This window comes from Shimia sp. FJ5 (genome assembly GCF_032918335.1).
GTDB classification, from domain to species: Bacteria; Pseudomonadota; Alphaproteobacteria; order Rhodobacterales; family Rhodobacteraceae; genus Shimia; species Shimia aestuarii_A.
In genome coordinates this window covers 442,697-469,182 of record NZ_JAWJUV010000003.1, presented here as the reverse complement: position 1 = coordinate 469,182, position 26,486 = coordinate 442,697, and the positions used below count along the sequence as shown (strand labels likewise).

General features: G+C 56.9%; 25 protein-coding genes and 1 pseudogene. 12 read left to right on the top strand and 14 right to left on the bottom strand.

The features are described from left to right. Positions 1 to 50 precede the first annotated feature (50 nt). From R1W01_RS12910 to R1W01_RS12900, 5 genes and pseudogenes are all read right to left on the bottom strand, one after another. Positions 51 to 1,220, bottom strand: a complete 1,170-nt coding sequence (locus R1W01_RS12910) for a polysaccharide biosynthesis/export family protein (protein ID WP_317275248.1) — start codon at positions 1,218 to 1,220, stop codon at positions 51 to 53. A 19-nt stretch (positions 1,221 to 1,239) separates the two neighbouring features. Continuing rightward, positions 1,240 to 1,524, bottom strand: a complete 285-nt coding sequence (locus tag R1W01_RS18410) for a transposase (RefSeq protein WP_411028160.1) — start codon at positions 1,522 to 1,524, stop codon at positions 1,240 to 1,242. Positions 1,525 to 1,601: 77 nt separating this feature from the next. Next, positions 1,602 to 3,566 (bottom strand): nucleoside-diphosphate sugar epimerase/dehydratase, encoded by a 1,965-nt coding sequence (locus R1W01_RS12905; RefSeq protein WP_317275247.1) that lies wholly within the window; start codon positions 3,564 to 3,566, stop codon positions 1,602 to 1,604. A 604-nt stretch (positions 3,567 to 4,170) separates the two neighbouring features. Continuing rightward, positions 4,171 to 4,296: an integrase core domain-containing protein gene (locus tag R1W01_RS18405; protein WP_411028159.1), complete on the bottom strand. Its 126-nt coding sequence runs from the start codon at positions 4,294 to 4,296 to the stop codon at positions 4,171 to 4,173. Between the two features lie 173 nt (positions 4,297 to 4,469). After that, a pseudogene (locus R1W01_RS12900) lies at positions 4,470 to 4,640 on the bottom strand (IS3 family transposase); the annotation flags it as partial. Between the two features lie 661 nt (positions 4,641 to 5,301). Between R1W01_RS12900 and R1W01_RS12895 the strand changes: the two are divergent. Together R1W01_RS12895 and R1W01_RS12890 are read left to right on the top strand one after the other, a co-directional pair. Beyond that, the gene (locus R1W01_RS12895; protein ID WP_297756738.1) at positions 5,302 to 6,105 is read left to right on the top strand and encodes a class I SAM-dependent methyltransferase; all 804 of its coding nucleotides are present in this window, start codon (positions 5,302 to 5,304) and stop codon (positions 6,103 to 6,105) included. Between the two features lie 45 nt (positions 6,106 to 6,150). Next, on the top strand, positions 6,151 to 6,492 hold the full coding sequence (locus R1W01_RS12890) for a TfoX/Sxy family protein (RefSeq protein WP_297756737.1): 342 nt from the start codon (positions 6,151 to 6,153) through the stop codon (positions 6,490 to 6,492). Here the strand turns inward: R1W01_RS12890 and ndk are convergent. Continuing rightward, complete coding sequence (ndk, locus tag R1W01_RS12885; protein ID WP_243614332.1) at positions 6,489 to 6,911, bottom strand: nucleoside-diphosphate kinase; 423 nt, start codon at positions 6,909 to 6,911, stop codon at positions 6,489 to 6,491. The genes R1W01_RS12890 and ndk overlap by 4 nt on opposite strands. Before the next feature lie 132 nt (positions 6,912 to 7,043). On the opposite strand from ndk, the gene R1W01_RS12880 reads away from it, so the two are divergent. Genes R1W01_RS12880 through R1W01_RS12870 form a run of 3 tightly spaced genes read left to right on the top strand, consistent with a single transcriptional unit; the run spans position 7,044 to position 10,156 of the window. Then, complete coding sequence (locus R1W01_RS12880) at positions 7,044 to 8,894, top strand: ABC-F family ATP-binding cassette domain-containing protein (protein WP_297756736.1); 1,851 nt, start codon at positions 7,044 to 7,046, stop codon at positions 8,892 to 8,894. A 16-nt stretch (positions 8,895 to 8,910) separates the two neighbouring features. Beyond that, a complete protein-coding gene (locus tag R1W01_RS12875; protein WP_243614330.1) occupies positions 8,911 to 9,522 on the top strand; it encodes a MarC family protein in 612 nt (203 codons plus the stop codon). Between the two features lie 52 nt (positions 9,523 to 9,574). Then, positions 9,575 to 10,156: a TIGR02281 family clan AA aspartic protease gene (locus tag R1W01_RS12870; protein ID WP_243614329.1), complete on the top strand. Its 582-nt coding sequence runs from the start codon at positions 9,575 to 9,577 to the stop codon at positions 10,154 to 10,156. A 16-nt stretch (positions 10,157 to 10,172) separates the two neighbouring features. Here the strand turns inward: R1W01_RS12870 and R1W01_RS12865 are convergent, their stop codons facing one another. Together R1W01_RS12865 and R1W01_RS12860 are read right to left on the bottom strand one after the other, a co-directional pair. Further along, complete coding sequence (locus R1W01_RS12865) at positions 10,173 to 10,634, bottom strand: DNA polymerase III subunit chi (RefSeq protein WP_297756735.1); 462 nt, start codon at positions 10,632 to 10,634, stop codon at positions 10,173 to 10,175. 2 nt (positions 10,635 to 10,636) lie between these two features. Further along, positions 10,637 to 12,106, bottom strand: coding sequence for a leucyl aminopeptidase (locus R1W01_RS12860; RefSeq protein WP_297756734.1), 1,470 nt, complete (start codon positions 12,104 to 12,106; stop codon positions 10,637 to 10,639). A 125-nt stretch (positions 12,107 to 12,231) separates the two neighbouring features. Here R1W01_RS12860 and lptF point away from each other — a divergent pair, with 125 nt between their 5' ends. From lptF to rsmA, 6 genes are read left to right on the top strand one after another with little or no spacing between them, the layout of a single operon-like run. Next, positions 12,232 to 13,350 carry an LPS export ABC transporter permease LptF gene (lptF, locus tag R1W01_RS12855; protein ID WP_297756733.1) on the top strand — a complete coding sequence of 373 codons (1,119 nt, stop codon included), beginning with the start codon at positions 12,232 to 12,234 and terminating at the stop codon, positions 13,348 to 13,350. Beyond that, on the top strand, positions 13,347 to 14,444 hold the full coding sequence (gene lptG / locus R1W01_RS12850; protein WP_243614325.1) for an LPS export ABC transporter permease LptG: 1,098 nt from the start codon (positions 13,347 to 13,349) through the stop codon (positions 14,442 to 14,444). Before lptF ends, lptG begins: the two co-directional genes overlap by 4 nt. Next, complete coding sequence (locus R1W01_RS12845; protein ID WP_297756732.1) at positions 14,441 to 16,618, top strand: LPS-assembly protein LptD; 2,178 nt, start codon at positions 14,441 to 14,443, stop codon at positions 16,616 to 16,618. Before lptG ends, R1W01_RS12845 begins: the two co-directional genes overlap by 4 nt. Positions 16,619 to 16,636: 18 nt before the next feature. Further along, positions 16,637 to 17,881, top strand: a complete 1,245-nt coding sequence (locus tag R1W01_RS12840) for a peptidylprolyl isomerase (RefSeq protein ID WP_297756731.1) — start codon at positions 16,637 to 16,639, stop codon at positions 17,879 to 17,881. Beyond that, positions 17,878 to 18,855: a 4-hydroxythreonine-4-phosphate dehydrogenase PdxA gene (gene pdxA / locus R1W01_RS12835; protein ID WP_297756730.1), complete on the top strand. Its 978-nt coding sequence runs from the start codon at positions 17,878 to 17,880 to the stop codon at positions 18,853 to 18,855. The genes R1W01_RS12840 and pdxA overlap by 4 nt, the downstream gene beginning before the upstream one ends. A gap of 3 nt (positions 18,856 to 18,858) precedes the next feature. Then, positions 18,859 to 19,701 (top strand): 16S rRNA (adenine(1518)-N(6)/adenine(1519)-N(6))-dimethyltransferase RsmA, encoded by an 843-nt coding sequence (gene rsmA / locus R1W01_RS12830; protein WP_243614321.1) that lies wholly within the window; start codon positions 18,859 to 18,861, stop codon positions 19,699 to 19,701. Between the two features lie 58 nt (positions 19,702 to 19,759). Here rsmA and R1W01_RS12825 read toward each other — a convergent pair whose 3' ends face one another. From R1W01_RS12825 to R1W01_RS12800, 6 genes are all read right to left on the bottom strand, one after another. After that, positions 19,760 to 20,320 carry a DUF4167 domain-containing protein gene (locus R1W01_RS12825; RefSeq protein ID WP_243614320.1) on the bottom strand — a complete coding sequence of 187 codons (561 nt, stop codon included), beginning with the start codon at positions 20,318 to 20,320 and terminating at the stop codon, positions 19,760 to 19,762. A 218-nt stretch (positions 20,321 to 20,538) separates the two neighbouring features. Continuing rightward, positions 20,539 to 21,381, bottom strand: coding sequence for a peptide chain release factor N(5)-glutamine methyltransferase (gene prmC / locus R1W01_RS12820; protein WP_297756729.1), 843 nt, complete (start codon positions 21,379 to 21,381; stop codon positions 20,539 to 20,541). After that, the gene (gene prfA / locus R1W01_RS12815) at positions 21,378 to 22,433 is read right to left on the bottom strand and encodes a peptide chain release factor 1 (RefSeq protein WP_243614318.1); all 1,056 of its coding nucleotides are present in this window, start codon (positions 22,431 to 22,433) and stop codon (positions 21,378 to 21,380) included. Before prfA ends, prmC begins: the two co-directional genes overlap by 4 nt. Positions 22,434 to 22,731: 298 nt before the next feature. Beyond that, positions 22,732 to 23,133 carry a DUF1499 domain-containing protein gene (locus R1W01_RS12810; protein WP_297756727.1) on the bottom strand — a complete coding sequence of 134 codons (402 nt, stop codon included), beginning with the start codon at positions 23,131 to 23,133 and terminating at the stop codon, positions 22,732 to 22,734. A 146-nt stretch (positions 23,134 to 23,279) separates the two neighbouring features. Beyond that, a complete protein-coding gene (gene speB / locus R1W01_RS12805; protein WP_297756726.1) occupies positions 23,280 to 24,239 on the bottom strand; it encodes an agmatinase in 960 nt (319 codons plus the stop codon). 114 nt (positions 24,240 to 24,353) lie between these two features. Beyond that, complete coding sequence (locus R1W01_RS12800; RefSeq protein ID WP_297756725.1) at positions 24,354 to 25,520, bottom strand: M20 aminoacylase family protein; 1,167 nt, start codon at positions 25,518 to 25,520, stop codon at positions 24,354 to 24,356. 63 nt (positions 25,521 to 25,583) lie between these two features. Here R1W01_RS12800 and mazG point away from each other — a divergent pair, with 63 nt between their 5' ends. Next, positions 25,584 to 26,426, top strand: a complete 843-nt coding sequence (mazG, locus tag R1W01_RS12795) for a nucleoside triphosphate pyrophosphohydrolase (protein ID WP_297756724.1) — start codon at positions 25,584 to 25,586, stop codon at positions 26,424 to 26,426. Positions 26,427 to 26,486: the final 60 nt, after the last annotated feature.

Sequence of the window (26,486 nt, the reverse complement as noted above, 5' to 3'; positions counted from 1 at the left end):
TCCGATGCACACAACCAAAATACTATTCATACGAGACACCTCATGTGTCGTCAGTCGGCGAGATCGTCCAGGTTTCTAACTGCTACGACGGTGGGCAACAGACCGGTGATCGTGTCGTTCCAGCGGGTCAGCGGCGAGCGCGTCACATAGACGACGTCTTCCGGGATCAAGCTAAACTCCGTGCCAAGCAACCACCCCTCGGGGGAACTCGTTTCAAGCTGGTAGACGGTGGTGCGCCCACCAACACTCCGAAAAACAAACACCCCTCGCGCATCCGCACGCACCTCTTTCAAGCCACCCTGGTTCGCGAGAGCTTGCGTCAAGTTAATTGGCTCTTTCGCCAGATCAACAACGCTCGGCTCATCGACCTCACCGAGAATATAGGCCTGCTCATTGCGCAGTTCAGGCACGTGTACGACGTCGCCAGCACGTAGGATCGGGTTATTTTGAACATAGTTGGCACGCAAGAAGCCGTTCAGGTCAACGCCATAGGTGTGGCCATTGCGTTTCACAGTGATACGGCTCAAGTCCGCTTCTTCGGTGCCGCCGCCGGCGGCGTTCACCGCCTGAAACAGCGTAAGCGGTNTACGGCTCAAGTCCGCTTCTTCGGTGCCGCCGCCGGCGGCGTTCACCGCCTGAAACAGCGTAAGCGGAACCGAGTTCAAGGTCTGCCGGTTCGGCGCGTTGACTTCTCCACCGACCAAGACGCTTTGAGAATTGAACTCTGCGACCCGAGCAACAACCTGCGGCTCAGGAATAATCTGGCGCAGCTTCTGGGACAGGTCACTTCGCACTTGCTCAATCGAGCGCCCTCCAGCTTCGATCTCGCCGATATGGGGGTAGAAAAATCGCCCGTCGGCCTGAACACGGAAGCCGTTCTCGCTTGCGCTACGGTCGGGTCCGGCTGGCATAGTCAGTTCCGGGTGATCGTAGACGTCGATACTGAGGATATCGCCAGGGCCGATCAGATACGACCACGAGGTATCGTAGGGCATCCGCGTGCGCGTAACCGGCTTGATCGCTTGTGTGTAGTTCTTGATGTTCTTGGTGCTCAGACGAACAACATCGAGATCTTGCTCTAGGTTGTCCTGCCCCTCCTCATCGACGGGGAAAGCCGTAAAACCATCAGTGCAGGAAGCAAGGAAGAAAGAACAGAGAAAACAGACCAGAAGTTTCTTCAAGGGAGTATCACCTATTTTTTCGCCATTCATATTGGCCATTGACACGTTTCCAGCCAAATCAGTGACAAGGAGATTTCTCTACAAGGAAGCTCCCATAGAAATGCACTGCCAGCGCATCGATGGTCGAAAGGTCCTCTCTCGTACCGGCTCCAACACACTCGACTTCCGACGGCGTATGGCGCCTAGAACGCGTGCCGTCCAAGACTTCATACTTTGAACGCCATCTAAAGAACGTTGTTTCGCTGATGCTATGCGTCCGGCACAACTCTTTCGCCCGACACCCAGCTTCGTGCTTCTTCAATATGTGAAAGATCTCCTTCTCGCTGAAACGGCCTCTCTTCATCGTCTGTCTCCTCTGTTGATGAACAGACTGACTGAACTGTGGATTCTCTGTCAAATAGGTTATCCTCACCTGCCCACCTATGTAGTACAAGTTTCCCTCGCCTCCCATCGTGTATGCATCTTTGGTATTTCGCGTTCTCGCCAAAGCACGTCGTTTGTCCCTCCTGATGTCGGACGATAATCCACCGGCAATTCATTCAGGATCGCAAATATCTCAGGAAGGTCAGAACGCTCGCAGACCGCGAAGAGGCGGTCAAGCACGACCTCCAGTTCCTCCATCTTCAATGATATCTCTGACGCGGTCATGATCCGCGGATGACGTGTCGGCGCGGGGTCATTGCCAATCAACAACTCCTCGTAGAGCTTTTCACCCTTGCGCAGCCCCGTGACACAGATCGGGATATCGCCCTTATCGCTCGATATCTGCTCAGGCCCATCCACGAGATACGGAGTCAGCCCGTGCAGCTTCACCATGCTCATCGCGAGATCGAGAATTTTCACCGGCTCGCCCATGTCGAGCACGAACACATCCCCGCCCTTGGCCATCGCGCCGGCCTGGATCACGAGCTGCGAGGCTTCCGGGATCGTCATGAAGTAGCGTGTGATATCCAGATGGGTGAGCGTCACCGGTCCGCCCTTCTCGATCTGGGCGCTGAAACGCGGGATCACCGAACCGGAAGACCCGAGGACATTGCCGAAACGCACCATCGAGAACACCGTGGCGCTATCCTCACGCGCCTGCGCCTGACAGATCAGTTCCGCAATCCGTTTCGTGGTGCCCATGATATTCGTTGGACGCACGGCCTTGTCCGTCGAAATCAGGATGAAATTCTCAACTCCGTGCCGGTGCGCCGCCTTCGTTATCTCGAGCGTGCCGAAGACGTTGTTGCGGATACCTTCTATGACGTTCTCCTCGACGAGGGGCACATGTTTATACGCCGCCGCATGATAGATCGTCTGCACGCCAAAGGCTTTGATCGTCATATCGAGGCGCCGAGCGTGCTGGACCGAGCCGAGAACCGGCGCAATCCGGGTCACGTATCCCCTATGCTTGGCGGTCTCCAATAGCTCGCTCTCGATCGCGTAGAGCGCGAACTCCGACATCTCGAAAAGCACGAGCGCCTTCGGCTCCTGCGACAGGATCTGGCGACAAAGCTCACTGCCTATAGAACCACCCGCCCCGGACACCATCACCACCTTACCCGCGATATTCTCGCTCAGGAGGTCAGGATCCGGTGCGACCGGATCACGTCCTAGAAGGTCTTCGGGTGACACGGCGCGCAGCTCGGAGATTTTCGCCTTGCCGCCAATGATTTCAGAAATCCCCGGGATCGTCTTGATCTCGAGATGCAGATTTTCCAGAGACTCGATGATCTCCTTTCTGCGTTGGCGGCCTATGCTTGGAAGCGCGAGCAATACGATTTGCACTGAGTGTTCTTGGGCAAGATATTCAAGTTCATATGGTGAGTGGACAGGCAGTCCACCGATCGTCAGGTTCTGAAGGGTCTTTTCGTCATCGACGAGCGCAACAGGTTGGTAGTCACGGCCATGATACAAGGCATTCAGGAGTTGCAAACCTGCCTCGCCGGCCCCGTAGATGATCACAGGGCGTTTGCCAACCTGATCGGGCTTACGAAACACCTGTCGCGCGAGAAAGCGGAGACCGCCCACGGTCAGGAAAACCAAAACCGCATGGAGGAGCGGCACGGAACGAGGAAGACCCACGTCGAGCAAAAGGCTACTCGCGTAGAGCAGGAGTACTGAGATCAGCGCCCCCTTCCCCACTGTGAGCAATACTCTACCTGTCACACAGCGCACCAAGTTCCTGTATAGCCCGAGTCCCCAAAAGAGCCAGACCGTCAAGATCGCGGTGAGAAGTGCTGTCCCAAGTACATTGACATCCAGGAGGAATTGGATGCTCTCAAGGCGTAAAGTCATCGCCGCTAGGAAGGACGCCGCGATAAGAAAGGTATCAGCCGCGACTTGTAGCTGAACTTTGCTGCGACGATTGCGGCCTTCAAGGTAACTCATAAATTTTGTCATCAAAAAAACTCTTACTCTACAAGTCGTCACATGCGGGTGTATGTCACAGACAGAATTCAGAACGTAAGAAAGAAAAGATGTCTGACTTGCTATAGCAGCTTTCTATCAAATAGATTTTTCTGCACCTTTTCATATCCATTGTATGGCCGCCTCCGATCAGCTTATGGGCGAACATAGATCAATCTCCATAGCGCCCGCACATCAAGGCCCAAGCTCAACAGGCTCAAGGTGTTGGGTGTCTCCTGGATCATTCGAGAAAATTGGGGTCGCTTGAAGGTGGGGCGAGGACAGCCAGAAGCCAACGAGACGGTCCTAAAATTGGATCGTAGATTGAACAGCTTCGGTGAGAACGGAGAAAGGCACTCCTTCAAAATGGCTAACCTCCAATCAAGCGTAATCTCGAAAACCTAGTACAATAGAAATACGTAAGAGAATCCTGAGGACACCCAACATGTACTTTAGTAGTATACCTTTGACTGTTTCTCAATAGGTAAGAGTTGGCTCTGGATTCTCGAAAAGTTTGCAGCCTGTTTAATGTGGATCCAGGTTTCATTCAGCCTGCCATTCTCAAGGGTTCAGTTCTGTTTTCAAAGGCTTAGTCGCGCTACAATATACCATGGGTCGAATGGGGGCGCTTGGAGTAGTAGATTGCCATCCACTGGCTGATCCCGGCTCTGGCTTTAGAGCCAGACTCGATCGCCCGGAAATAGTAGCACTCGTATTTAAGCACCCCCCACAGAAGCACGTCCCTACGGTGAATGTTGACACTGATGTGAGCCGCCGCTCAAAGCCGGCTTCTTCTTCAACACTTGTAGCTCCTCCGCGAAATAATAGGGAGATCCGCTCCGACGAAATCTTCGCGGTTGAACCGCCCCGGGTTTGCCGGAGGCTGTTTGGTTTAAGTTATGCGGCCATGGTTTCAGTTTCCAGAGCTGCGTAGAAGTTTGCCTCTGCTTCCGCTGGTGGGATGTTTCCGATCGGCTCGAGGAGACGGCGATTGTTGAACCAGTCGACCCATTCCAGCGTTGCATATTCCACGGCATCCAGACTGCGCCATGGGCCACGGCGGTGGATGGCCGCCTCGAACGCCTCAACGAAGGCGTAGAGAATCTCTTGGAGGTAGCAAATGTGCAATCCCCGCTGTTCTTTTTCCTCGACCGGCCAGGAAGTCACTCCTAGAGTAATCTGGGAACATTTTGAGAACGGTTTCACCTCCGTCTCACAAATGTCTCACAAATCAGGAAATACGCCATCGCCAACCCACGAAAAAATGAAGCAAATTCAACAACTTATGCAATCTGTGTGAAATTAGCTCCGATCCCTACCGCCGGAGCCATAAAAAGCCCTTAAGTCTTAATGACTTGAGGGCTTTTTTATTTCGAAACACCGCTTTTCATTGAACACTGATCTCTTCGTGTAAACTGGCCATTTTCGGCATGGTTTCGGCAAGGTGTTTCCACCATTCCGGCAAGAGAACGGCGCAAAGGTCTGCTCAACTGAGGTGAGAGGCAACCAATGGAGAGAGCAGTGCCCTACACCAAACCGCACCCGCAAGCCCCGCAGAACCAGCCCCCTTCTGGCCCGACCGGGACCAAACCAATTCCTGCACAGAAACCGATCTTTAGTGATTGGGCTATGATCTAATCGCTTCGCGCCGACCTGTGGGAGTTTTCAGGCTTTAGAAGTCACGCAACCTGTGCCAGAACGCAGAGAACCTGCTTTGGAGGACGGATGCATGGGGATTTTGAACCGGCTATTTTATAAGAACCGAAAATTCTACGACGACGATTTTGACTGGGACAATTACACAGCCGACTCATACGAACGCAGAGTCAAAGGCGACATCGAGACCAAGCACCATGCGAACGCAGGACAAGATGAGCTAAGCTATGACACGGTCACGGGAAAAGTGACGGTACGATCTGGATCGTTGCACGCAAATCATCTCCTGATCCTTGAAGCGATCGGTCAGCTTCAACCGGACTCCGTACATGAAGTCGGCTGTGGCGGAGGTGATCACGTCGCGCATGCCGACAAGCTCTATCCAAGTATCCGTGTCACCGGAAGCGACCGGGGCGCCAGTCAGTTGGATCTGGCCAAACGGCGTCACCCGGATTTGGAAGGCAAACTCGGTCTTCAAGACATTACCATGCCCTTTTCGTCGCAATGGCCCCAAGCCGAGTTGGTCTATAGCCAGGCGGTGTTGATGCATATCCACACCGCTGTCAGTCATCTGGTCGGGCTTTCCAACATGACGCGCATGGCATCGAAATACGTGCTCCTGATGGAGAACTATCAATGCCATAACTTCATCGGCGACATTCAGGCACTTTGGAATGGCGGGCATATCCCTTGGGAAAGCCTCAACATTCATCGTTTCAACGGAAGTACCGGTGCGCGCGCGATCCTGTTGTCGAAACAGAAACTCGACATGCCAGTTGTCATGAGCGACGAAGAGATTCGCGACGGTCTCGTGCCTTCACAACGGCGCCTCAAACGGTCTGACGAAGACAGCAGCCGCGGTATCTTTGGCTACTAATCGCACCTTGGTGCCAGAAGCGGGATCTCTTACTATGCTCTGCCCATGACAGATCCTGTTTCAAGCATAAGGAACCTCGGCCCGGCTGTAGAAGACGCTTGCAAACGCGCGGGCATTCATTCGGCTGAGGATCTTCGGGAACTTGGTGCAGAAGAGGCCTACCGGCGCCTGATCCAAACCGGCACGCGGCCACATTTTATCGGCTTCTATGCGCTTGTCATGGGGCTTCAAGGTCGTCCTTGGAATGATTGCCAAGGGAAAGAAAAAGATGCGTTGCGCGCAGTTTTCGATCGCCTGAAGGCAGAGTCAAAAGAAAAAGGCCGCTCCGAAATCGAAGCGGCCCTGAACGAGATCGGGGTTATCCCCCGAAATCAAACCAAAGCTTAACCGACCAGTTCGAGGCCCGAGAAGAAGTAGGCAATCTCGACAGCTGCGGTTTCCGGCGCATCAGAGCCGTGAACCGAGTTTTCGCCAACAGATTCTGCGAACTCGGCACGGATGGTCCCTGCCGCGGCGTCTGCCGGGTTGGTTGCCCCCATCACTTCACGGTTCTTTGCGATAGCGCCTTCACCTTCGAGAACCTGAACGACAACCGGCTCGGACGCCATGAACTCGCACAGTTCGTCATAGAACGGACGTTCGGCGTGCACGGCATAGAAGACGCCGGCCTGTTCCTTGGTGAGATGAATGCGCTTTTGGGCGACGATGCGAAGGCCTGCATCCTCGAACTTGGCATTGATCTTGCCGGTAAGGTTGCGCTTGGTGGCATCGGGTTTGATGATCGACAGCGTGCGTTCGGTAGCCATGAGTGTTGCTCCTTTTGACGGTGCGGGCGACATGCCCGACCCCATGTTCGAATTGGCGCTCCGATAGCATGCTGCACCCGACTTGAAAAGCAGTGATTGACGCGCCTGCGCCGATGGGCGAAACCGCCATTCATGCTGCGAATAGACTCCATAGCCTACGCCGTTGCGGGCCGAACGCTCCTCTCCGAGGCCTCTGCAACCATACCCACTGGGCACAAGGTTGGTGTGGTCGGTCGAAACGGAACAGGCAAGACGACGCTGTTTCGCCTGATACGGGGGGAGTTGGCGCTTGAAGGTGGCTCCATCAGTCTGCCGTCTCGCGCACGGATCGGGGGCGTAGCACAGGAAGTGCCCTCCTCCGAGACATCGCTGCTCGACACCGTTCTGGCGGCAGATACCGAACGCAGCGCCCTGATGGCAGAGGCCGAGACAGCCGAGGATCCCCATCGCATCGCAGACATTCAGACGCGTCTCGCGGATATTGATGCCTGGAGCGCCGAAGCGCGCGCGTCCTCAATTCTCAAGGGGTTGGGCTTTGATATCGAGCAACAGGCAGAGCCTTGTTCTGCGTTCTCGGGTGGCTGGCGGATGCGTGTTGCTCTTGCCGCGGTTCTGTTTTCCCAGCCAGACCTGCTCTTGCTCGACGAGCCGACAAACTACCTCGATCTGGAAGGTGCGCTCTGGCTCGAAAGCTATCTCGCGAAATATCCTCATACGGTCTTGATCATTAGCCATGACCGGGGGCTACTCAATCGCGCGGTCGGTGCCATCTTGCATCTCGAGGATCAGAAGCTGACGCTCTATCAAGGTCCTTACGATCAGTTCGCGCGCCAACGCGCAGAACGGCTTGCACAAGCCGAGGCGCAAGCCAAAAAGCAAGAGGCGCGGCGCGCGCATCTGCAATCCTACGTGGACCGGTTCCGCTATAAAGCCGATAAGGCCAAGCAGGCGCAATCTCGTCTGAAAGCACTCGAAAAAATGCAGCCGATTTCCTCGCCGCAGGAGGCCGCACTGCGCCGTTTCGCGTTTCCATCGCCAGAAGAACTCTCACCGCCGATCATACGCATCGAATCGGGATCCACGGGCTATGGTGAGACCGCGGTCCTAAACCGTCTAGATCTGCGCATCGACCAGGATGACCGGATCGCGCTTCTCGGGAAGAACGGTCAAGGCAAGTCAACTCTTTCCAAGCTGCTTTCGGATCGTTTGCCGCTCATGGACGGCAAAATGACCCGCTCGGCGAAACTCCGGATTGGATATTTCGCGCAGCATCAGGTCGATGAACTCTATGTCGATGAGACACCTCTGGACCATCTTCGTCGAGAACGACCTTCTCACACACCGGGGCAGCTTCGCGGAATCCTTGCTGGGTTTGGTCTTGGTGCAGATCAGGCAGAAACCGAAGTTTCGCGTCTGTCCGGCGGGCAGAAAGCACGCCTTTCTCTCCTGCTTGCGACGCTCGACTCGCCGCACCTTCTCATTCTCGACGAACCCACGAACCACCTCGACATCGAGAGCCGCGAAGCCCTCGTCGATGCCTTGACCGACTACACCGGTGCAGTGATCCTCGTGAGCCACGACATGCACCTTCTCTCCATGACGGCCGACCGCCTTTGGCTCGTCTCAGATGGAACTGTGCGTCCTTATTCTGGCGACCTTGAGGCCTACCGTTCAGACCTGCTTTCAACAGAGAAACCCGCCTCGAAAGAAAAACCCAAGGCCCCCGTTCCTAAACGTGCCTCTCGCGATACCGTGCTCGCACTACGCGCAGATGTGCGCAAATGCGAAGACAGAGTCGAGAAGCTTACGGAGATGCGCGAAAAGCTCGACGAAAAACTCGCCGATCCAACCCTCTACGAGGGCAACAAAGCGGCTGAGATCGCCAAATGGCAGCGTAAACACACTGAAGTCATCGAGGGACTTGAGAAAGCAGAGACGCTCTGGATGGCGGCCTTGGAAAAGCTTGAAACAGCAGAAGCCTGACGGTTAGGCTCCTGAGATGGATAGCGCCGCACTCATTACCTCATTCGTGACACTCTTCGTGATCATCGATCCAATCGGACTTGCGCCGCTCTTCGTCGCGATGACCCATGACATGGATCGCCCGCAAATGCGCTCGATCGCGTTTAGGGCCTGTGCCATAGCCTTTGGCATCCTTGCGCTATTTGCATTCTTCGGAGAGGCCGTTCTTGGATTTGTCGGTATCTCCATGCCTGCTTTTCGGATTGCTGGAGGCATCCTTCTGTTTCTGACTGCGCTTGATATGTTGTTCGAACGCCGCACCAAGCGCCGTGAAGATCAGGCTGATGAACGCCCGGATCCTTCGGTCTTCCCGCTTGCCATACCCCTGATTGCCGGCCCAGGGTCTATCGCCACCGTGATCCTGCTTGCAGGTCAACATCCGGGCGTCGACGCAACCTTTCTCGTTCTAGGTGTCGCGCTGGCGGTTCTCTTCGTGGTGCTCGGCCTGTTTCTGACGAGCGGCCTTCTTGCGAAAGCACTTGGAAAGACCGGCGTGACAGTGGCAACGCGGCTACTGGGCATGTTGTTGGCTGCGCTGGCCGTGCAATTCGTACTTGAAGGGCTGCGCGATTTTGGATTTGTCGCATAACCCCTTTGGAATGCGTTTTCCTTTGCCTATATGACTGTCTGAGGATGGTGACATGAGCAGCTGGCAAACCGGACAACTTACTTATCTTGTTATACTCGGCGCAGCCGTGTTGTTCTGGTTCGTGACCAATCACCGACAGAGCTTTCGCAAGACCATCCAGCAAGCCATGGCTTGGGGACTGATCTTTATCGGAGCCATCGCGGCCTATGGCATGTGGGGCGATATCCGTTCGACGATCATCCCTCAGGCCACGGTTTTTTCGGAAGAAGGCCGCGTCGTGATCCCCAAGAGCCCAGATGGGCACTTTCGCCTAGAACTCGCCATCAACGGTGCAGCGGTGACCTTCATTGTTGATACCGGGGCAAGCAATATTGTGCTGAGCCAGGAAGACGCATCAAAGGCTGGGTTCGAGCCGGAGTCCCTACCCTATTTCGGTCGCGCTCTGACGGCCAATGGCGAAGTCAAGACTGCGCCCGTTGTGCTTGAAGAAGTACGCCTCGGAAACCTCGTCGACAAACGCGTCCCGGCACAGGTCAATGGTGGCGAGCTCGATCAGTCGCTTCTTGGCATGAGCTATCTCAGCCATTGGCGAGAAATCACGATCAGCAACGGGACATTGATCTTGCAACGCTAAGGTACTGACGGCACCGCTAGGTTTCGGCTTTTTTCTCCCAGCGTCCGCTTTCCTCCGACCAATACTGTGCCGCGCAGCCCGCCCCGGTTAACGATTTCCATTGATCACGTGCGTGCTGGACAGCCGCGTAATCATGCCCATCAAACAGGATACATGCCCGTTCGCAGCCATTGATCTCGTCTGGGGACAAGTCCGCCCCGTCGATGCTCATCAAACAGGACGCCGCATTGCTGTTCTCAGGATTGGTGCAAAGGAGCACTGGCTGATCCGCGTCATACGGACTGCCAGCCTTCCCATGCGCAAGAAAGCTCTCATCGCCGCCTGATAGCCAGAGTTTCTGATCGAGCCAATCGAGCCGTTGGTCGTCGTTACCTCGCACAAGAACACGCCACCCTTGCTCGCGAGCCTTTCCAATCAGGCTGACAAGGGTCACATCCGCAGGATTGCGGGTCAGGTGATAGAAATAGACCGCGCCCAACTTTACTCCGTCTCGTATCTATCTGCGATCAGCCGATTGAGTGCCAAGACGCCCCAACCGGTTGCCCCTTTGGGTGCATATGCCGTATCGCTTTTCACACTCGCGACTCCTGCGATATCAAGGTGAATCCAAGGCATGTCGTCCTTGATAAACCGGTGCAGAAACTCTGCCGCGGTAATCGAGCCCGCAGGCCGTCCACCGACGTTTTTCAGATCGGCAATACGCGATTTGAGTTGATCGGCGTAGCCTTTCCCAAGCGGAAGGCGCCACGCGCCTTCGCCCTCTCCTTCTGCGGCGTTGAGAAAGGCATTGCAGAATTTAGTATCGTTCGAGAATACGCCCGCGTTCTCATGTCCAAGACCGATGATGACCGCACCGGTCAAGGTCGCAAGATCGACGATCCCGGCAGGATTAAAACGCTCTTGCGCGTAGTGGAGAACGTCGCAAAGAACGAGGCGTCCTTCTGCATCGGTATTAATAACCTCGATCGTATCGCCTTTCATCGATGTTACGACATCCCCGGGGCGCGTCGCGCTCCCTGACGGCATGTTTTCGACTAGGCCGACAAGCCCGACCACATTCGCCTTTGCTTTGCGTAGCGCGATGGCACGCATCACACCAGACACGACGCCAGCACCGCCCATGTCCATTGTCATGTCTTCCATGCCTGCCGCGGGCTTCAGAGAAATGCCACCTGTGTCAAAGACAACACCTTTGCCAACAAGAGCGAGAGGCTGCGAGTCTTTCGCACCGCCATTCCATGTCATCACGACGACTTTAGAAGGACTTACCGATCCTTCGCCTACTGAAAGCAATGCGCCCATTCCAAGCGCCTGAAGCGCGTCTTCTTCCAACACCTCGACCTCAAGCCCGAGTGTTTCCATATCTTTCAGACGTTTCGCGAATTCGGTTGTCGTCAAGACATTCGCGGGTTCATTGACCAGATCTCGGGTAAAGAAGACGCCTTCGGCAACTGCAAGTGCGGGTTCGGCAGCAGCAGCAACCTCTGCGGGTTTACTCACCATCACTTGCACCGCACCGCCGCTTCGGTCTGCGTCGCTCTTGTGGTTTTCAAACGCGTAGTCCCGCAAGGCAACGCCTAATGCGATTTCAGAGGCTTTCCGATGCCCGCCTGCACAGAGCAGAACATCTGATGTTCCACGCACCCGCCCAAGAGAAACACCTGCTTTGCGCGCCTCGAGCGCGGAAGCACGACGCGAAAGGAACACCACGTCGAGCGCTTCTGCCGACATCCCGACCGGGAAAGAAATCACATGCGCCTCTGCCACTTTGGCCGCCGCTCCCTTCGCTTCGATCAGGCGCGCCAGAGCCCCTTTTGTAAGCCGGTTGATCCGACGCGCCGCGACATCCATACGGCCTTCAGGATCGACGATGATCGCGACGCGCCCTTGCGCGTCGGCAATCGTGGAGGTGTCAACTTCAATGAACGTAATGGGAACCGGTTTCGACAAGGTGCTACTCCTTCATTCTGACCGAGTCCTACCTTGGGCTCGGGCGGTTGACCAGATAGCAGTTTTCCCGGCTCACCAAATCCTCTAGTGTCCGCGTGGAATTTAAGAAGGTAAGGAGATCGGGCGTGAGCAGATTCGACAGATACATGCTGTCGCAGCTTCTCGTTCTGTTTGGCTTCTTTGCGTTGGTTCTTGTGCTCGTCTACTGGGTCAATCGCGCTGTGGTATTGTTCGATCAGCTGATCGTGAACGGCCAATCTGCAGGCGTTTTCCTTGAATTCACCTTTCTGAGCCTGCCGAATGTCATCCGACTTGTTTTGCCGATGTCAGTCTTTGCGGCAGCGGTCTACGTCACCAACCGGCTGAGTAGTGAGAGCGAACTCACAGTGATGCAAGCCACAGGCTTTAGCCCTTGGCGACTCGCCCGTCCGGTCTTTGTGTTTGGTGTGCTTGTTGCTCTGATGATGAGCATGTTGATGCATGTGCTCGTGCCTCGCAGTACTGCGCAACTCAATTTCCGCCAGAACCAGATCACAGAGAACGTAACCGCGAGGTTGTTGAGTGAAGGCACTTTCTTGCATCCGACCGAGGGCATTACCTTCTACATTCGCGATATTACTCCAGACGGCGTCCTACGCGATGTCTTCCTCTCGGATCGCCGCAAGCCCGGCGAAGTCTCGACCTATACCGCTGCCGAAGCCTATCTTCTGAATTCGGAGACCGGGGCAAAGCTGGTCATGGTGGATGGATTGTCGCAGATACATGTTGAGGCCGGGGACCGCCTATTTACCACGAACTTCTCTGACTTCACTTATGACATCAGTCGGTTGATTGTAGACAAGACCAAGCGAAAACGCGCTCTTGAGCATATCGGGACGGCAGAGCTTCTTCTGCATAGCGAAGCTGTCTCCGAAGAATTGAACACTTCGCGCGGGTGGATCCTTGAAGAAGCGCACGGACGCTTCAATCGTCCGTTGATGGTCCTTTCTGCCGCAATCGTCGGCTTCGCGACCCTGCTTCTCGGCGGATTTAGCCGGTTTGGCGTTTGGCGGCAGATCATTGTGGCGTTTGTCTTGCTGATTTCTCTTGAGATCATCCGAAGCGCGACACTTGATCCCGTTCGATCGGACGGACAGCTCTGGCCCCTGATTTACTTGCCGTCACTCCTCGGCTTTGCATTGAGTTTCGGTCTTCTGTGGTTTTCCGCGCATCCCCTGCGGCTACGAGCGGGGGCCACAGCATGACGATCCACTATTATTTCGCACGCAAGTTCCTTTGGACGGTCGCAGGTATCGGCGCCATTTTCTTTGCCCTATTGGCGCTTGTTGACCTGATGGAGCAACTCCGGCGTTTCAACGTCGATGAGATCGGTTTTGGTGCGATCTTGAGGCTCACGCTTCTCAAGTCACCCGAAGGCCTCTATCAAATCCTTCCGCTGATCGTCATTCTTGCTGCGATCGCACTTTTCATCGCCCTTGCCCGATCGAGTGAACTGGTTGTGGTCCGTGCGAGCGGACGCTCGGCGATGATCACGTTGCTCTCTCCTATCATCGTCGCGCTTCTCTTGGGACTTGTGTCTGTCTCAACATTCAACCCGATCGTTGCCGCGACAACGGACCGGTATCATCAACTTGCAGAGCGATACCGTTCTGGCGAAGCCGCTGCCCTCTCGATTTCAAGCGAGGGCCTCTGGATGCGCCAAGGCGGCGCCAACGGCCAAGCGGTGATACATGCCACTTCGACAAATCCAGACGCAAGCGTGTTCTTTGACGTTTCAATCGTTACCTACGATCCAAGCGGTCGGGTCTCGACACGAATCGAAGCCGAGAACGCACGCCTCTCCGATGGCGCATGGCGCCTAGAGAACGCCAGTGCCTGGCCGTTGACGCCTGGACTCAACCCAGAAACTGGCAAGCGCACGCATGATGTCCTGATGCTTGACAGCACGCTAACGCTCGACCGGATTCGCGACAGCTTCGGAACACCATCTGTGATTTCCGTCTGGGATTTGCCGGAGTTCATTCAAGACCTTGAAGACGCTGGGTTTTCTGCCCGACGACATGCGGTTTGGTTGCAGATGGAACTGGCGCAGCCACTCTTCTTGGCCGCCATGGTTCTTGTCGCGGCGGCCTTCACAATGCGACATGCGCGCTTCGGGCGCACCGGATTGGCGGTTCTGATTGCTGTCATGACAGGGTTTGCCTTGTATTACGTGCGTAATTTCGCGCAAATACTCGGGGAAAATGGACAAATCCCGGTCGCATTGGCCGCGTGGGCGCCGCCTGTCGCAAGTGTCTTATTGGCACTGGGACTTTTGTTGCATATGGAGGACGGATGAAGGCTGCCCTTCGAACACTTTCGCTGGCCGCATTGGTTGGCATCACGGCTCCGGCATCGGCTCAGACGGGCGATACCGGGGGCAATATGGTCTTGGTTGCCGATACCGTCTACGTGACCGGCGCGGATCGCCTTGTTGCGCAGGGCCGAGTCGAAGCTCTTCAAGGCGATGTGCGGATACGTGCCTCCAAAATCGAATATGATGGCGGACGCAACAAGGTCACAGTGACCGGCCCGATCTATATCGAGCAAGGCGAGATCGTCCGCGTTCTTGCCGATTACGCCGAGCTCGACACCGGGTTTCAGAACGCCCTTTTGAAGAGTGCCCGTGTCGTTCTCGACCAACAACTTCAGATGGCGACGACACAGATGAGCCGCGTTGAAGGCCGCTACAACGTCCTTCACAAAGCGAAAGTGAGTTCATGCCGGGTCTGCGAAGACGGCGAAGCTCCCCTTTGGCAAATTCGAGCACAGCGCATTGTGCACGACCAAGAAGAGCGCCAAATCTATTTCGACAACGCGCAGTTCCGCGTTCTTGATGTTCCAATCTTCTATTTCCCGCAGCTGCGTCTGCCTGATCCGACGCTGAAACGCGCGAGCGGATTTCTGATCCCAGAGTTCCATCAGAACAGCAAACTCGGGTTCGGCATCAAAGTGCCGTACTTCCTAACTCTCGGACCGCACCGCGATCTGACTTTGACGCCCTATCTCGGGAAGAACACCAAGACGCTCGAGTATCGCTACCGCCAAGCGTTTCGAAACGGTGGTATCGAAATCAACGGGGCGTTCTCGGATGACTCGATCCATCCGAACCAACCGCGTTACTTCTTGTTTGCGGACGGGTATTTCACCTTGCCCAATGACTACCGCCTAAGTTTCGATGTCAAATATGCGTCAGATGATGCTTATCTGCTCGACTACGACTACTCGGACTACGACCGTCTGAATAGCAACGTTACGGTCGAACGCACTCGCCGTGACGAGTACACGCGCTATGCTGTCCTCCACGTACAGTCGCTGCGCGCAAGCGAAGACAACAATACCATTCCGACGATTATGGCCGTCGCAGAAACCGAACGGCGGTTCTTTCCCGAAGCGCTTGGCGGGGAAGCCCGGCTAAATCTCGAGTTCCGGAGCCATCAACGACAATCCACCCTCCCGATAGACGGGCCGGATACCGATCCGATTTCGGGACCGATTGTTGATGGTCGCGATGTTCAGCGCGCCACGGCAAGCCTGTGGTGGAGACGCAACTGGACCCACTCGAGCGGCCTGCGCACAGGGATGACGGGTGAGCTTGTCTTCGATGGCATCAAGACATCGCAAGATACCGCCCTCGAGGGGACGGAATCCCAACTGACACCCAGCTTTGCCGCCCATATGCGTTACCCTATGGCACGTGTTTCGGCGAACGGTGTCACGCAAGTTCTCGAACCTGTGGCCCAAATCGGCTGGAGCGGTGGCGATCCGCTGATTGCAACCGTGGCCAATGATGAAAGCACGCGGGTAGAATTCGATGAAGGCAACCTGCTTTCTCTGTCGCGTTTCCCGGCCGGGGATCGACGCGAACGCGGAGCCACCGCAGCAGTCGGCGTGAACTGGTCGCGATTTGATCCAGAAGGGTGGCAAGCGCATTTCTCGCTTGGTCAGGTCTACCATAGGACCGCGCATCCCGACTTTACGCAAAGCTCCGGTCTCTCAGGCACACGCTCCAATCTGCTCGTCGCGGGCCAACTGACGACGCAAGATGGCCTTTCGCTGATGGCGCGCGGGCTGTTTGATTGGTCAGGCGGGTTGAGCAAAGCCTCAGCGCGCCTCGGGTGGTCCAACCGCAAACTCTGGCTTGATGCCAGTGTGATTTGGCTCGAAACTGACGTTGCCGAAAACCGCGCATCCCGACTTTCGGAGTGGGTCTTGGATAGCCGCTACCGCCTTCACCGAAACTGGACGGCTCTCGCTGACTGGCGTTATGATGTCGCCTCAAGCCAATCCGCCGCAGCGGGGATCGGCCTCGAATATCGCAACGAATGCGTCAAGATCGGGCTTTCCATCTCGCGCAACTTCACAACATCCGCTACCGTGCAACCGAGCACCGATATCGGACTGACTGTTGCCCTCCTTGGCTTCAGCGCCCGATCGGCAGATAAAAGCTATAACCGCACGTGCCGTAACTAACGCAGGACCAGAATTCTCATGAAAGCGCCCCGCGCCCTCTCCCGCCTGTCCGCCCTCATGTCCACGCTGGCCCTGTGTATCGGCCTCTCAACACCGGCCAATGCGCAAAGTGCCTTCTCGCCAGCGGTCTTTGTCGGTGAGAAAGTCGTTACCTATTTCGAGATTGAACAGCGCACGCTGCTTCTGGCCCTTATGAAGTTCCCCGGCGATCCTCGTAAGGAAGCGCGCAAACAGCTCGTCGATGAACGCCTTCAACTCATGGCCGCCGAACGTATGGGGATCGCTCCAAGCGAAGGCGGGATGGACGCGGCGCTGAAATCATTTGCCGAACGTCTCAACATGGAGCCGGCGCAATTGATCGAAGCGCTTGCGAACGAGGGCGTCGAAGAAGAAACTCTCCGCGCATTTCTTTATGCGCGCATCTCGTGGCAAGGCGTGGTGCAGACCCGCTTCGGGAGCAGCGTCGCCGTTACAGAAGATGAAATCAACCGAGCGATTGCCTCAAACACCGGCGCTGGCGGTGTGAACGTTCTGCTTTCGGAGATCGTGATTCCCGTGACCCCGCAGACCGCCGAACAGGTCCAGTCTCTCGCGCTTCAACTTAGCCAAATCAACAACCAAGGCGACTTCGAAGAAGCCGCAAAAACCTATTCACAAGCGGCGACCCGCGAAGATGGGGGGCGCCTGAACTGGATCTCGATCACCAAACTGCCGCCTCAGCTGCGCCCTGTTCTCATGGCGCTTGGTCCGGGCGATGTGACGGACCCGATCCCGCTTCCGAATGCAATGGCTGTGTTCATGATGCGCGGCAAGCGTGAGACTAGCATGCCCGCGCCAAATTACTCTGCGATCGAATACGCCGCCTATATGATCCCCGGTGGCTATAGCGAAGACGCACTTAAGACTGCGGCCGAGATGAAAGATCGCGTGGATACCTGCGATGACCTTTATGGGGAGGCCTATGGCAAACCCGAAAACGTGCTTGTCCGTGAAGCCCTCGCGCCTGGAAAACTGCCCCGCGACTATGCCCTCGAGCTTGCCAAGCTTGACGAAGGCGAAGTCTCGACGGCACTGACCCGCCCGACGAGTGATGGGGGACAAGCTCTCGTCTTCCTGATGATGTGTGGTCGCACGGCAGAACTCAAAGAGGAAACCGTCTCTCGCGAAGATGTCGCGCAATCGCTTCGGGGTCAGCGCCTGATGTCTTTCGCGGATGGCTACCTCGAGCAGCTTCGGGCCGAGACGACGATCGTACAGAAATGACCGCCGCCCCGATCGCCCTAAGTTGCGGCGAACCGGCAGGGATCGGTCCGGAGCTCGCCGAGAAAGCGTGGGACGTCCTGCGTGACGACGTGCCGTTTTTCTTGATTGGCGACCCGCGCCACCTCCCCGGCACCGTAGCGCACCGACTGATTTCCGAACCTTCCGAAGCACGGAAGGTGTCCGCGAAGGCGCTTCCGGTTTTGCCGCTCGCCTTCGAAGGGGATGCGGTGCCTGGCGAACCGGATCCTCTGAACGCGTCAGGTGTCATTGATGCGATCGCATGCGCGGTTGACCTTGCAAAGGAAGAGCTTGCATCCGCCATATGCACGGCGCCAATCCACAAGAAGGCGCTTAAGGATGGGGCGGCATTCGCTTTTCCCGGTCATACAGAATTCCTCGCGCACCTTGCGGGCGTTGATCGGGTTGTGATGATGCTGGCCTCTGACCAACTCAGGGTGGTTCCGACGACGATCCATATTCCCTTGTCGGATGTACCGCGCGCCCTTACGGCCTCCCTCCTCGAAGAAACGCTGCGGATCACAGCCACGGGTTTGACAGACCAATTTGGGATCGACGCACCCCTTATTGCGGTCTCGGGCCTGAACCCGCATGCTGGCGAAGGCGGCGCAATGGGCACAGAAGAGATTGAATTGATCGCGCCAGTTGTGGAACGTCTCAAGACAGAAGGTATGAACCTGACCGGCCCTCTCCCGGCCGACACCATGTTTCACGCCGCTGCGCGCGCGCGCTATGACGCCGCGGTGTGCATGTATCACGATCAGGCCCTCGTGCCGATTAAGACCCTCGACTTTGACAAGGGCGTCAATGTTACGCTCGGGCTCCCCTTTATTCGCACCTCTCCCGATCATGGCACCGCCTTCGACATCGCCGGAATGGGAAAGGCCAATCCATCGAGCCTCATCGAAGCGTTGCGTATGGCACAGCGTATGGCGCATTCGCGAGCAGGAGCCTGATCTATGAGCGCGATCGACACCCTGCCCCCATTGCGCCAAGTGATTGCCGATCACGGCCTCTCCGCGCGTAAGTCGCTAGGCCAGAACTTCCTTCTCGACCTGAACCTGACAGCCAAGATCGCCCGACAAGCTGGTGACCTGAGCGAGTGTGATGTGCTTGAGATCGGACCCGGCCCAGGGGGGCTGACGCGCGGGCTTCTTTCTGAAGGTGCGCGCAAAGTCCTTGCCATCGAGAAAGACACACGCTGTATTCCAGCGCTCGAAGAGATCGCGGCAGCCTACCCTGGTCGTCTCGAGGTCTTGAATGGCGACGCGCTCGAGATCGACCCACTTGCCCATCTAAGAGCGCCGGTGCGCGTCGCGGCGAACCTTCCGTATAATGTCGGGACGGAGCTTCTCGTGCGTTGGCTGACACCTCCCGAATGGCCACCCTTCTGGCAAAGCCTCACCCTGATGTTCCAGCGTGAAGTGGCAGACCGGATCGTGGCGCAGCCGGGTTCAAAAGCCTACGGACGTCTCGCGATCCTGTCGCAATGGCGCGCAGATGCGAAAATCGTTCTGTCTCTGCCGCCCGGTGCCTTCACACCACCGCCAAAAGTAAGTAGTGCGGTCGTCCATCTCAACGCCCTACCCGCTCCCCGTTACCCGGCGAACGCGGCAACATTGAGCCGCGTTGTCGCCGCTGCCTTCAATCAAAGACGGAAGATGCTGCGCGCCGCGCTGAAGGGGACGGCTCCGGACATCGAAGACAGGCTCATTGCAGCGGGAATCAAACCTACAGAACGCGCGGAACAGGTCTCAATCGAGGCTTTCTGCGCACTCGCACGCGAAGTCGACAAATCATAGATGACAAAAAGCCCGGACAGATCGTCCGGGCTTTCTCTCTGGCGGCGAAATGACCGGCTTACTCAGCCGCTTTCGTATCGCCGTCATTATCAGCGCTCTGCGTCGCTTCCGAAGCCTTTTTCTTGGAAGAACTTCTTGGCTTACGCGCAGGTTTCGGTTTCTCCGCAACCTTGGTCTCGGGGGTCTCGACAAGACCGCCATCTGCGGACACGTCAATCACTTCAGGTTGCGGTGTCTCGCCGGGATCTTGCGCCTTTTGGCCGCCGTTGTTGGACTCGCGTTCTTGGCGGTCCATCCGTTCTTGGCGCTCGCGGTCACGCTCTGCCTGACGCTCACGATTCTGACGCTCCTGTTCCTCGCGGCGCGCGTCCATTTCGCGCTGTGCTTCGGAAAGAAGACGTAAGTAATGTTCCGCGTGCTGCTGAAAGTTCTCGGTCGCAACACGGTCATTGGCCAACTGCGCGTCCCGGGCAAGCTGGTTGTACTTGTCGATAATCTGCTGCGGGGTGCCTCGCACCTTGCCTTCAGGGCCTGAGCTGTCAAACACGCGGTTGACGATATTGCCCGAAGGACGGTTGCGGTTATTCTTGTTCCGCGAACGGGATTTGGAAGATCTCATGTGTTTTGCTATCCAGCCTTGAGTCTATGACGGTCGATCAGCCCGTTTCGCGCCTCTTGCGCTCAGTGGTTCCGGACGACGACTTTCTGGCTTGGTGTTCGCAGGGACAGGAGCAAAGTCCGTCGCCTTGTGAACACCCCCTGAGTAATGGCATGACCCTGTATACACAAGGGCTTTCTTACGAGTTTACTGGCAAACAGTGGGCTTTTTGCCGCAGTTTATGCCCCTTCGGCGACAATCACCCGATCCCGCCCATCCATATCTGGCAAGCAGGAAACAGTCCTGAAACCGGCCTTTTGGAAAATCTCGGTGACGGCGTCGCCCTGCTGCCAACCGATCTCAACCAAAACCCGCCCATCAGGACGCAGATAGGACCACGCCGAAGACGCGATCTTACGATAGGGATCCATCCCGTCGCCGCCGGGTGACAGCGCAATATGAGGATCGTGCTCAAGAACCTCGCGCGACAGTTCCGCCATCTCGTCCTCGGAGATATATGGCGGGTTCGATAGGATCAGATCGCAAGGCGCAAGACTCTCCGGAAACCAACAATCTTTCGACGACAGTTGAACAAACCGAAGACGATCAAGCACGCCGTGCCGTGCCGCGTTCTCTTGTGCAACAGCGATGGCCTCTGGGCTGACATCGGTTGCGACCGCGTGGGTTTCGGGCCATTCCGCAAGAAGGGTCACGACGATGATCCCGCTACCAGTTCCAAGATCTACGAACCGCTCAACCGGCCCCGTCTCAAGCGCCGCTGCGATCAAGGTTTCTGTTTCCGGGCGCGGATCAAGCGTATCGCGCGTGATCTTAAAGGACCGGCCCCAGAACAACCGCTCGCCAATGATTTTCGCGACAGGTTCTCCTTTGACCCGACGTGCGATCATCTCGTCAAAAAGGTTTGGGTCTGACAGCACCATATCGCCCTCGAGAAGAACACGATCCGGCGCAATATGAGATGCCGCCGCAAGGAGCGCGCGAGCGTCCCTCGGGGCGCCTGCAATTCCTGCCTCCAAGAGCCGCCGAACACCCTCGGCCAGCGCGTCCCGAAGTGTCGTCACCCTTCCATCTCCGCAAGCATCCGCGCTTGATCATCTGCTGTGAGGGCGTCGATTACTTCGTCCAGATCGCCCCCCATGACCGCATCCAGCTTGTAGAGCGTCAGATTGATCCTGTGGTCCGTCATTCGTCCCTGCGGAAAATTATATGTCCGGATACGTTCCGAACGGTCCCCGGAACCGACCTGGCTCTTGCGGTCGGCAGACCGCTCACTGTCGATCCGCTGGCGTTCTACATCGTAGAGACGTGTTTTTAGAACCTGCATCGCGATCTCTCGATTGCGGTGCTGGGACTTCTCAGAAGAGGTCACGACAATCCCTGTCGGCAGGTGGGTGATCCGCACAGCGGAATCCGTCGTGTTGACGTGCTGCCCGCCCGCACCGGAAGAACGCATCGTATCAATACGAAGGTCGTTTGGGTCGATTTGGATATCGACATCCTCCGCCTCGGGCAGAACCGCAACCGTCGCTGCGGAGGTATGAATACGCCCGCCGCTTTCGGTCTCAGGTACCCGCTGGACCCGGTGTACGCCGGACTCATACTTCAACCGTGCAAAGACGTTCTCGCCCTTTATGTGGCCAACGACCTCTTTGATCCCGCCAAGCTCTGTCTGTTGCTCTTCGATAATTTCGAACTTCCAACCACGGGCTTCGGCATAGCGTTGGTACATCCGAAGCAAATCCCCCGCAAAGAGCGCAGCTTCATCCCCTCCCGTGCCAGGTCGGATTTCGATCATCGCGGGCCGAACATCTGCCGCATCCCGAGGCAAAAGTGCGAGCTGAAGCGCATGCTCGGCTTCGGGTAGCTTTGAACGTAGCTCTGGAAGCTCCTCCTCGGCCAGTTCCCGCATGTCCGGATCCTCGAGCATAAGCTCAGCCTCCTCTAGGTCAGACTGAAGGCGTTGGTACGCGGCAATCTGCTCGACCACGGGCTTGAGGTCGGAATATTCTTTGGCCAACGCGGCGATATCCTCGCCCGCTGCCCCTTCTGCCATCTTTGCCTCGAGATACTCGAAGCGCTGGCTGATCTGTTGAAGACGTTCTATCGGAACCATGAGGTTAAGTGGGCCAATCCCGCAACTTGGTCAAGAGGCGCATTTCGTGTAACATAGCAAGATGAGATCACTCGTTTTCATATGCTCTCTTCTCGCCGCACCGGCCTTCGCCGATTACAACATGAACGGCAAGACCGTCGAGTGCTATTGCACCGATACGGGCGGTGCGCGGATCGAACTCGGCGAAACCATCTGCCTTCAAGTCGACGGTCGCATGTTCACGGCGCAATGCCAAATGTCGCTCAATGTCCCGATGTGGCGAGAAATATCCCCCGGATGCCTATCCTCGCGCCTTCGGTCAATAGGCGGTCAGAGCGTCGATCCATCGCTCAACACGCACGGCATTGACGCCGAAATCCCGGCGACCAAATCTTGATCTCGCATGGATCAATAGCTCTTCACCGGCCTGCAATACCGTCGTGTAATCTGGAAATCCAATCATACGTGACCGCGTGATATAGGTGATCATTCCCTGCTCCACAGTACCGGCAAGGCGCTTGGTCCGCGGATCTGCCTCTACGATCCGGTCAAACCGCCGCAAACCAGATCCACAGGTTATCACACAACGATACACGCCATTGGTAAAATCCCGGTCTTCACGCATCTCCGGAGCAACATGCCACCGCTCCACCGCGGATGGGGCGAGGCGGATGTGGGCTAGGAGGATGAGGGGGAGGAGGCAGACTCCGATCCAGAGCATCTGGGCACCATGTGACAAATAAATTCGATCAAAATAACCGGGTCGGGCACTCGTTAACACACAGACTGATACGATCGACCCGTACAGATAAGCTTAACCGTGGATTTTGCGGTTGAGAAGACAGGAACAGGGCAAATTGATGTTAATTAGCGTCTACCCGCCGCCCAGAGGCTCAGCAACTCGGTCGCGACATGAGCGCCGGCGATGGCCGTAGCGCCTGTGGTGTCGAAGGGCGGGGACACCTCGACGATATCACCGCCCACCATGTTGATCCCGGCCAAGTCGCGCAGCATCATCGCCACCTGACCAGAGGTCAGCCCGCCCCAGACGGGCGTCCCGGTTCCGGGCGCAAAGGCCGGGTCCAGAGCATCAATATCGAAGGTGAGGTAGGTCGCAGAATCGCCCAGTATCTCTTTGATCTTGTTTACAGTTTTCACCGGGCCGCGCTCATGCACCTCGCGGGCGTCGATGATGTTGACGCCGAGTGTGTCTTCGTTGGTGGTGCGGATGCCGACCTGCACAGAGCGGGCGGGATCGACAAGGCCGAGCTTCACGGCCTTGTAGAACATCGTGCCGTGGTCAATGCGCTCCATGTCGTCATCGGCCCAGGTATCTGTGTGAGCATCGAACTGTAGAAGCGACAGCGGTCCGTATTTCTCGGCGTAAGCCTTGAGGATCGGGAAGGTAATGTAGTGATCCCCGCCAAGCGTCACGCTTGCCGCGCCCGCGTCGAGGATGCCACGGATATGCGCGATGAGCGTATCGGGAAAGTCAGAGACCTTGGCATAGTCAAAGGCCACATCGCCGTAATCAACAATAGAGCATTCCTCTAACACGTTGAAATCCCATCCATAAGGTGCATCCGGACTTTGTAGGGCGGACGCTTCTCGGATGGCGCGGGGTCCAAGGCGGGTGCCGGGGCGATTGGTCACGGCTTGATCGAAGGGCACGCCGGTGACGGCGATATCCACCCCCGTCAGATCCTTGGTGTAGCGGCGACGCAGGAAGGATGTCGCACCGCCAAAAGTGTTCTCAAAACTGCATCCGCGCAGATCTGAACGGGTAAACGCCTCGTCAACTTTGGTTTTCGCGTCTTCGAGTGCCATGATCTGATCCCCCTATTTGATCAAATTTTTGACCTGCCTCACGCCCAAGTCAAGCGGCAAAAACCAACGTCGGTATTACGTCGGTATTGCGTCTGTATCGCGGTGGTGCGCGTTTTACCCCTCGAGCGGCAAGGCCCGTTCCACAAGGCGGGCAAAGAACGACGCGCCGATGGGCGAGACCTCATCGTTGAAATCGTATTTCGGGTGATGCAGGCCGGCACTTTCGCCCTGACCGATGAAGAGATAGGCGCCCGGACGCTTCTCGAGCATGTAAGAGAAATCCTCGGCACCCATTTCCATCGGGCGGTTGGCCTCGACGGCCTCGGCCCCGGAAATCTCGGCGGCCACAGCGGCGGCGAAGCCCACCTTGCCGGCGTCATTGATCGTCGCCGGATAGTGCATCTCGTAGCGCAGAGTCGCCTCAACGCCAAAGGACGCCCCCTGCCCGGCAACGATCTCTTGCATACGGCGGCGGATCATCTCCTGCACCTTGGGATCGAATGTCCGTACGGTGCCGTTCAGATAGGCGGTATCGGGAATCACGTTATCGGTCGATCCTGTGTGAATCTGGGTCAGGGAGACCACGGCCTCTTGGCGCGTGTCATGATTGCGGCTCAGGATCGTCTGCAATGCCTGCGCGATTGCGACGGCAGCGGCCACGGGGTCGATACAATCCTGCGGAAAGGCCGCGTGACCACCTTTGCCGCGAATGTCGATGTGAAATTCGTCCACGGCGGCCATGATCGGCCCCGGGGTCGTCTCGAAATGACCGACCGGCAGATCGGGCAGGTTATGGAGCGCATAGACCTCGTCGATGGCAAAGCGTTCCATGATCCCCTCTTCGACCATGACGCCCGCACCACCGCCGCCTTCTTCGGCGGGTTGAAAGATCAGCGCGACACGGCCCGCGAAATTGCGCGTCTCGCAGAGGTACTTCGCAGCCCCCAAAAGCATGGTCGTATGTCCATCGTGGCCACAGGCATGCATCGCGCCTTCGTTGGTCGAGGCATAGTCGAGACCAGTGGTTTCGGGCATTGGGAGCGCATCCATATCGGCGCGCAGACCGATGGTGCCGCCCTGCCCTTTGCCTTCAATGATGGCAACAAGGCCGGAGGTTGCGATTCCATCGTGGATCGCGTCGACACCAAACTCCCGCAGGCGATCCATGACAAAGGCGGCTGTCTGATGACAGTCAAACTCGATCTCGGGATTCGCGTGCAAGTGCCGCCGCCACCCCTGCATTTCCTCGGCATTGGCTGCGATACTGTTAATCACGGGCATGGGGTGGACTCCGGTTGGGGGATCAATTGATATGCACTCAACATCGGATCGGAGAAACGTGCAATGGCCGAAGACCCCCTCATCCTCAACCCGAACGGCGGAATGCCGCGCCTCCTTGAGATCATGCGGCGCTTGCGCGATCCGGAAACGGGATGCCCGTGGGATATCGAGCAGGATTTTGCCACCATCGCCCCCTACACGATCGAAGAAGCCTATGAGGTGGCCGATGCAATCGAGCGTGAGGCCTGGGACGAGTTGAAGGGGGAGCTTGGGGATCTCCTGTTCCAATCGGTATTTCATGCACAGATGGCGACAGAGCGCGGGCTGTTCACCTTTGACGAGGTGGCCGACACGATGTCGGACAAGATGGTGGCGCGTCACCCGCATGTCTTTGGCGACGAGGACCGGGAGAAATCCGCAGAGCAGCAGACCCGCGATTGGGAGACCGTCAAGGCGGCAGAGCGTGCCGAGAAAGCGCAGCATGGGACGTTGGATGGCGTTGCGGTTGGTTTGCCCGCGCTATTGCGGGCCTTAAAGCTTCAGAAACGCGCGGCGCGAGTCGGCTTCGACTGGCCCGATGCGGGGCATGTGATCGACAAGATCGCGGAAGAAGCCAGCGAGCTTGTCGAGGCGCGGGACAGCCTGAGCCAGGCGGAAATCGAAGAAGAGATGGGCGACCTTCTGTTCGTGATGGCCAACCTCGCCCGGCATTTGGGGGTCGAGCCGGAAGGCGCGTTGCGCGCCGCCAATGCGAAATTCACCCGCCGGTTCGAGGGGATCGAGGCGCGACTTGCGGCGATGGGCAAACGACCCGAGGACAGTACACTTGAGGAGATGGACGCGCTTTGGAATGCGGTGAAGGCCGAGGAGAAGCGCGCCAAGCCAGATATCGAAATACCTGAATAAAACATTCAGTTATTGATCCTGACAAAAATACTCTGTATCGAGGCGCGGAATGAAACTCGC

What these genes read in the sequence shown, in the direction of transcription:
- R1W01_RS12845 (WP_297756732.1), top strand. Translation starts at nt 14,441, where the DNA reads ATGAAGGCTGCCCTTCGAACACTTTCGCTGGCCGCATTGGTTGGCATC.
- R1W01_RS12810 (WP_297756727.1), bottom strand. Translation starts at nt 23,133, where the DNA reads ATGCTCTGGATCGGAGTCTGCCTCCTCCCCCTCATCCTCCTAGCCCAC.
- R1W01_RS12880 (WP_297756736.1), top strand. Translation starts at nt 7,044, where the DNA reads ATGCTGCGAATAGACTCCATAGCCTACGCCGTTGCGGGCCGAACGCTC.
- lptG (WP_243614325.1), top strand. Translation starts at nt 13,347, where the DNA reads ATGACGATCCACTATTATTTCGCACGCAAGTTCCTTTGGACGGTCGCA.
- prfA (WP_243614318.1), bottom strand. Translation starts at nt 22,433, where the DNA reads ATGGTTCCGATAGAACGTCTTCAACAGATCAGCCAGCGCTTCGAGTAT.
- R1W01_RS12895 (WP_297756738.1), top strand. Translation starts at nt 5,302, where the DNA reads ATGGGGATTTTGAACCGGCTATTTTATAAGAACCGAAAATTCTACGAC.
- mazG (WP_297756724.1), top strand. Translation starts at nt 25,584, where the DNA reads ATGGCCGAAGACCCCCTCATCCTCAACCCGAACGGCGGAATGCCGCGC.
- R1W01_RS18410 (WP_411028160.1), bottom strand. Translation starts at nt 1,524, where the DNA reads ATGAAGAGAGGCCGTTTCAGCGAGAAGGAGATCTTTCACATATTGAAG.
- speB (WP_297756726.1), bottom strand. Translation starts at nt 24,239, where the DNA reads ATGGCACTCGAAGACGCGAAAACCAAAGTTGACGAGGCGTTTACCCGT.
- ndk (WP_243614332.1), bottom strand. Translation starts at nt 6,911, where the DNA reads ATGGCTACCGAACGCACGCTGTCGATCATCAAACCCGATGCCACCAAG.
- R1W01_RS12800 (WP_297756725.1), bottom strand. Translation starts at nt 25,520, where the DNA reads ATGCCCGTGATTAACAGTATCGCAGCCAATGCCGAGGAAATGCAGGGG.
- R1W01_RS12870 (WP_243614329.1), top strand. Translation starts at nt 9,575, where the DNA reads ATGAGCAGCTGGCAAACCGGACAACTTACTTATCTTGTTATACTCGGC.
- pdxA (WP_297756730.1), top strand. Translation starts at nt 17,878, where the DNA reads ATGACCGCCGCCCCGATCGCCCTAAGTTGCGGCGAACCGGCAGGGATC.
- R1W01_RS12875 (WP_243614330.1), top strand. Translation starts at nt 8,911, where the DNA reads ATGGATAGCGCCGCACTCATTACCTCATTCGTGACACTCTTCGTGATC.
- R1W01_RS12825 (WP_243614320.1), bottom strand. Translation starts at nt 20,320, where the DNA reads ATGAGATCTTCCAAATCCCGTTCGCGGAACAAGAATAACCGCAACCGT.
- R1W01_RS12905 (WP_317275247.1), bottom strand. Translation starts at nt 3,566, where the DNA reads ATGACAAAATTTATGAGTTACCTTGAAGGCCGCAATCGTCGCAGCAAA.
- R1W01_RS12890 (WP_297756737.1), top strand. Translation starts at nt 6,151, where the DNA reads ATGACAGATCCTGTTTCAAGCATAAGGAACCTCGGCCCGGCTGTAGAA.
- R1W01_RS12840 (WP_297756731.1), top strand. Translation starts at nt 16,637, where the DNA reads ATGAAAGCGCCCCGCGCCCTCTCCCGCCTGTCCGCCCTCATGTCCACG.
- rsmA (WP_243614321.1), top strand. Translation starts at nt 18,859, where the DNA reads ATGAGCGCGATCGACACCCTGCCCCCATTGCGCCAAGTGATTGCCGAT.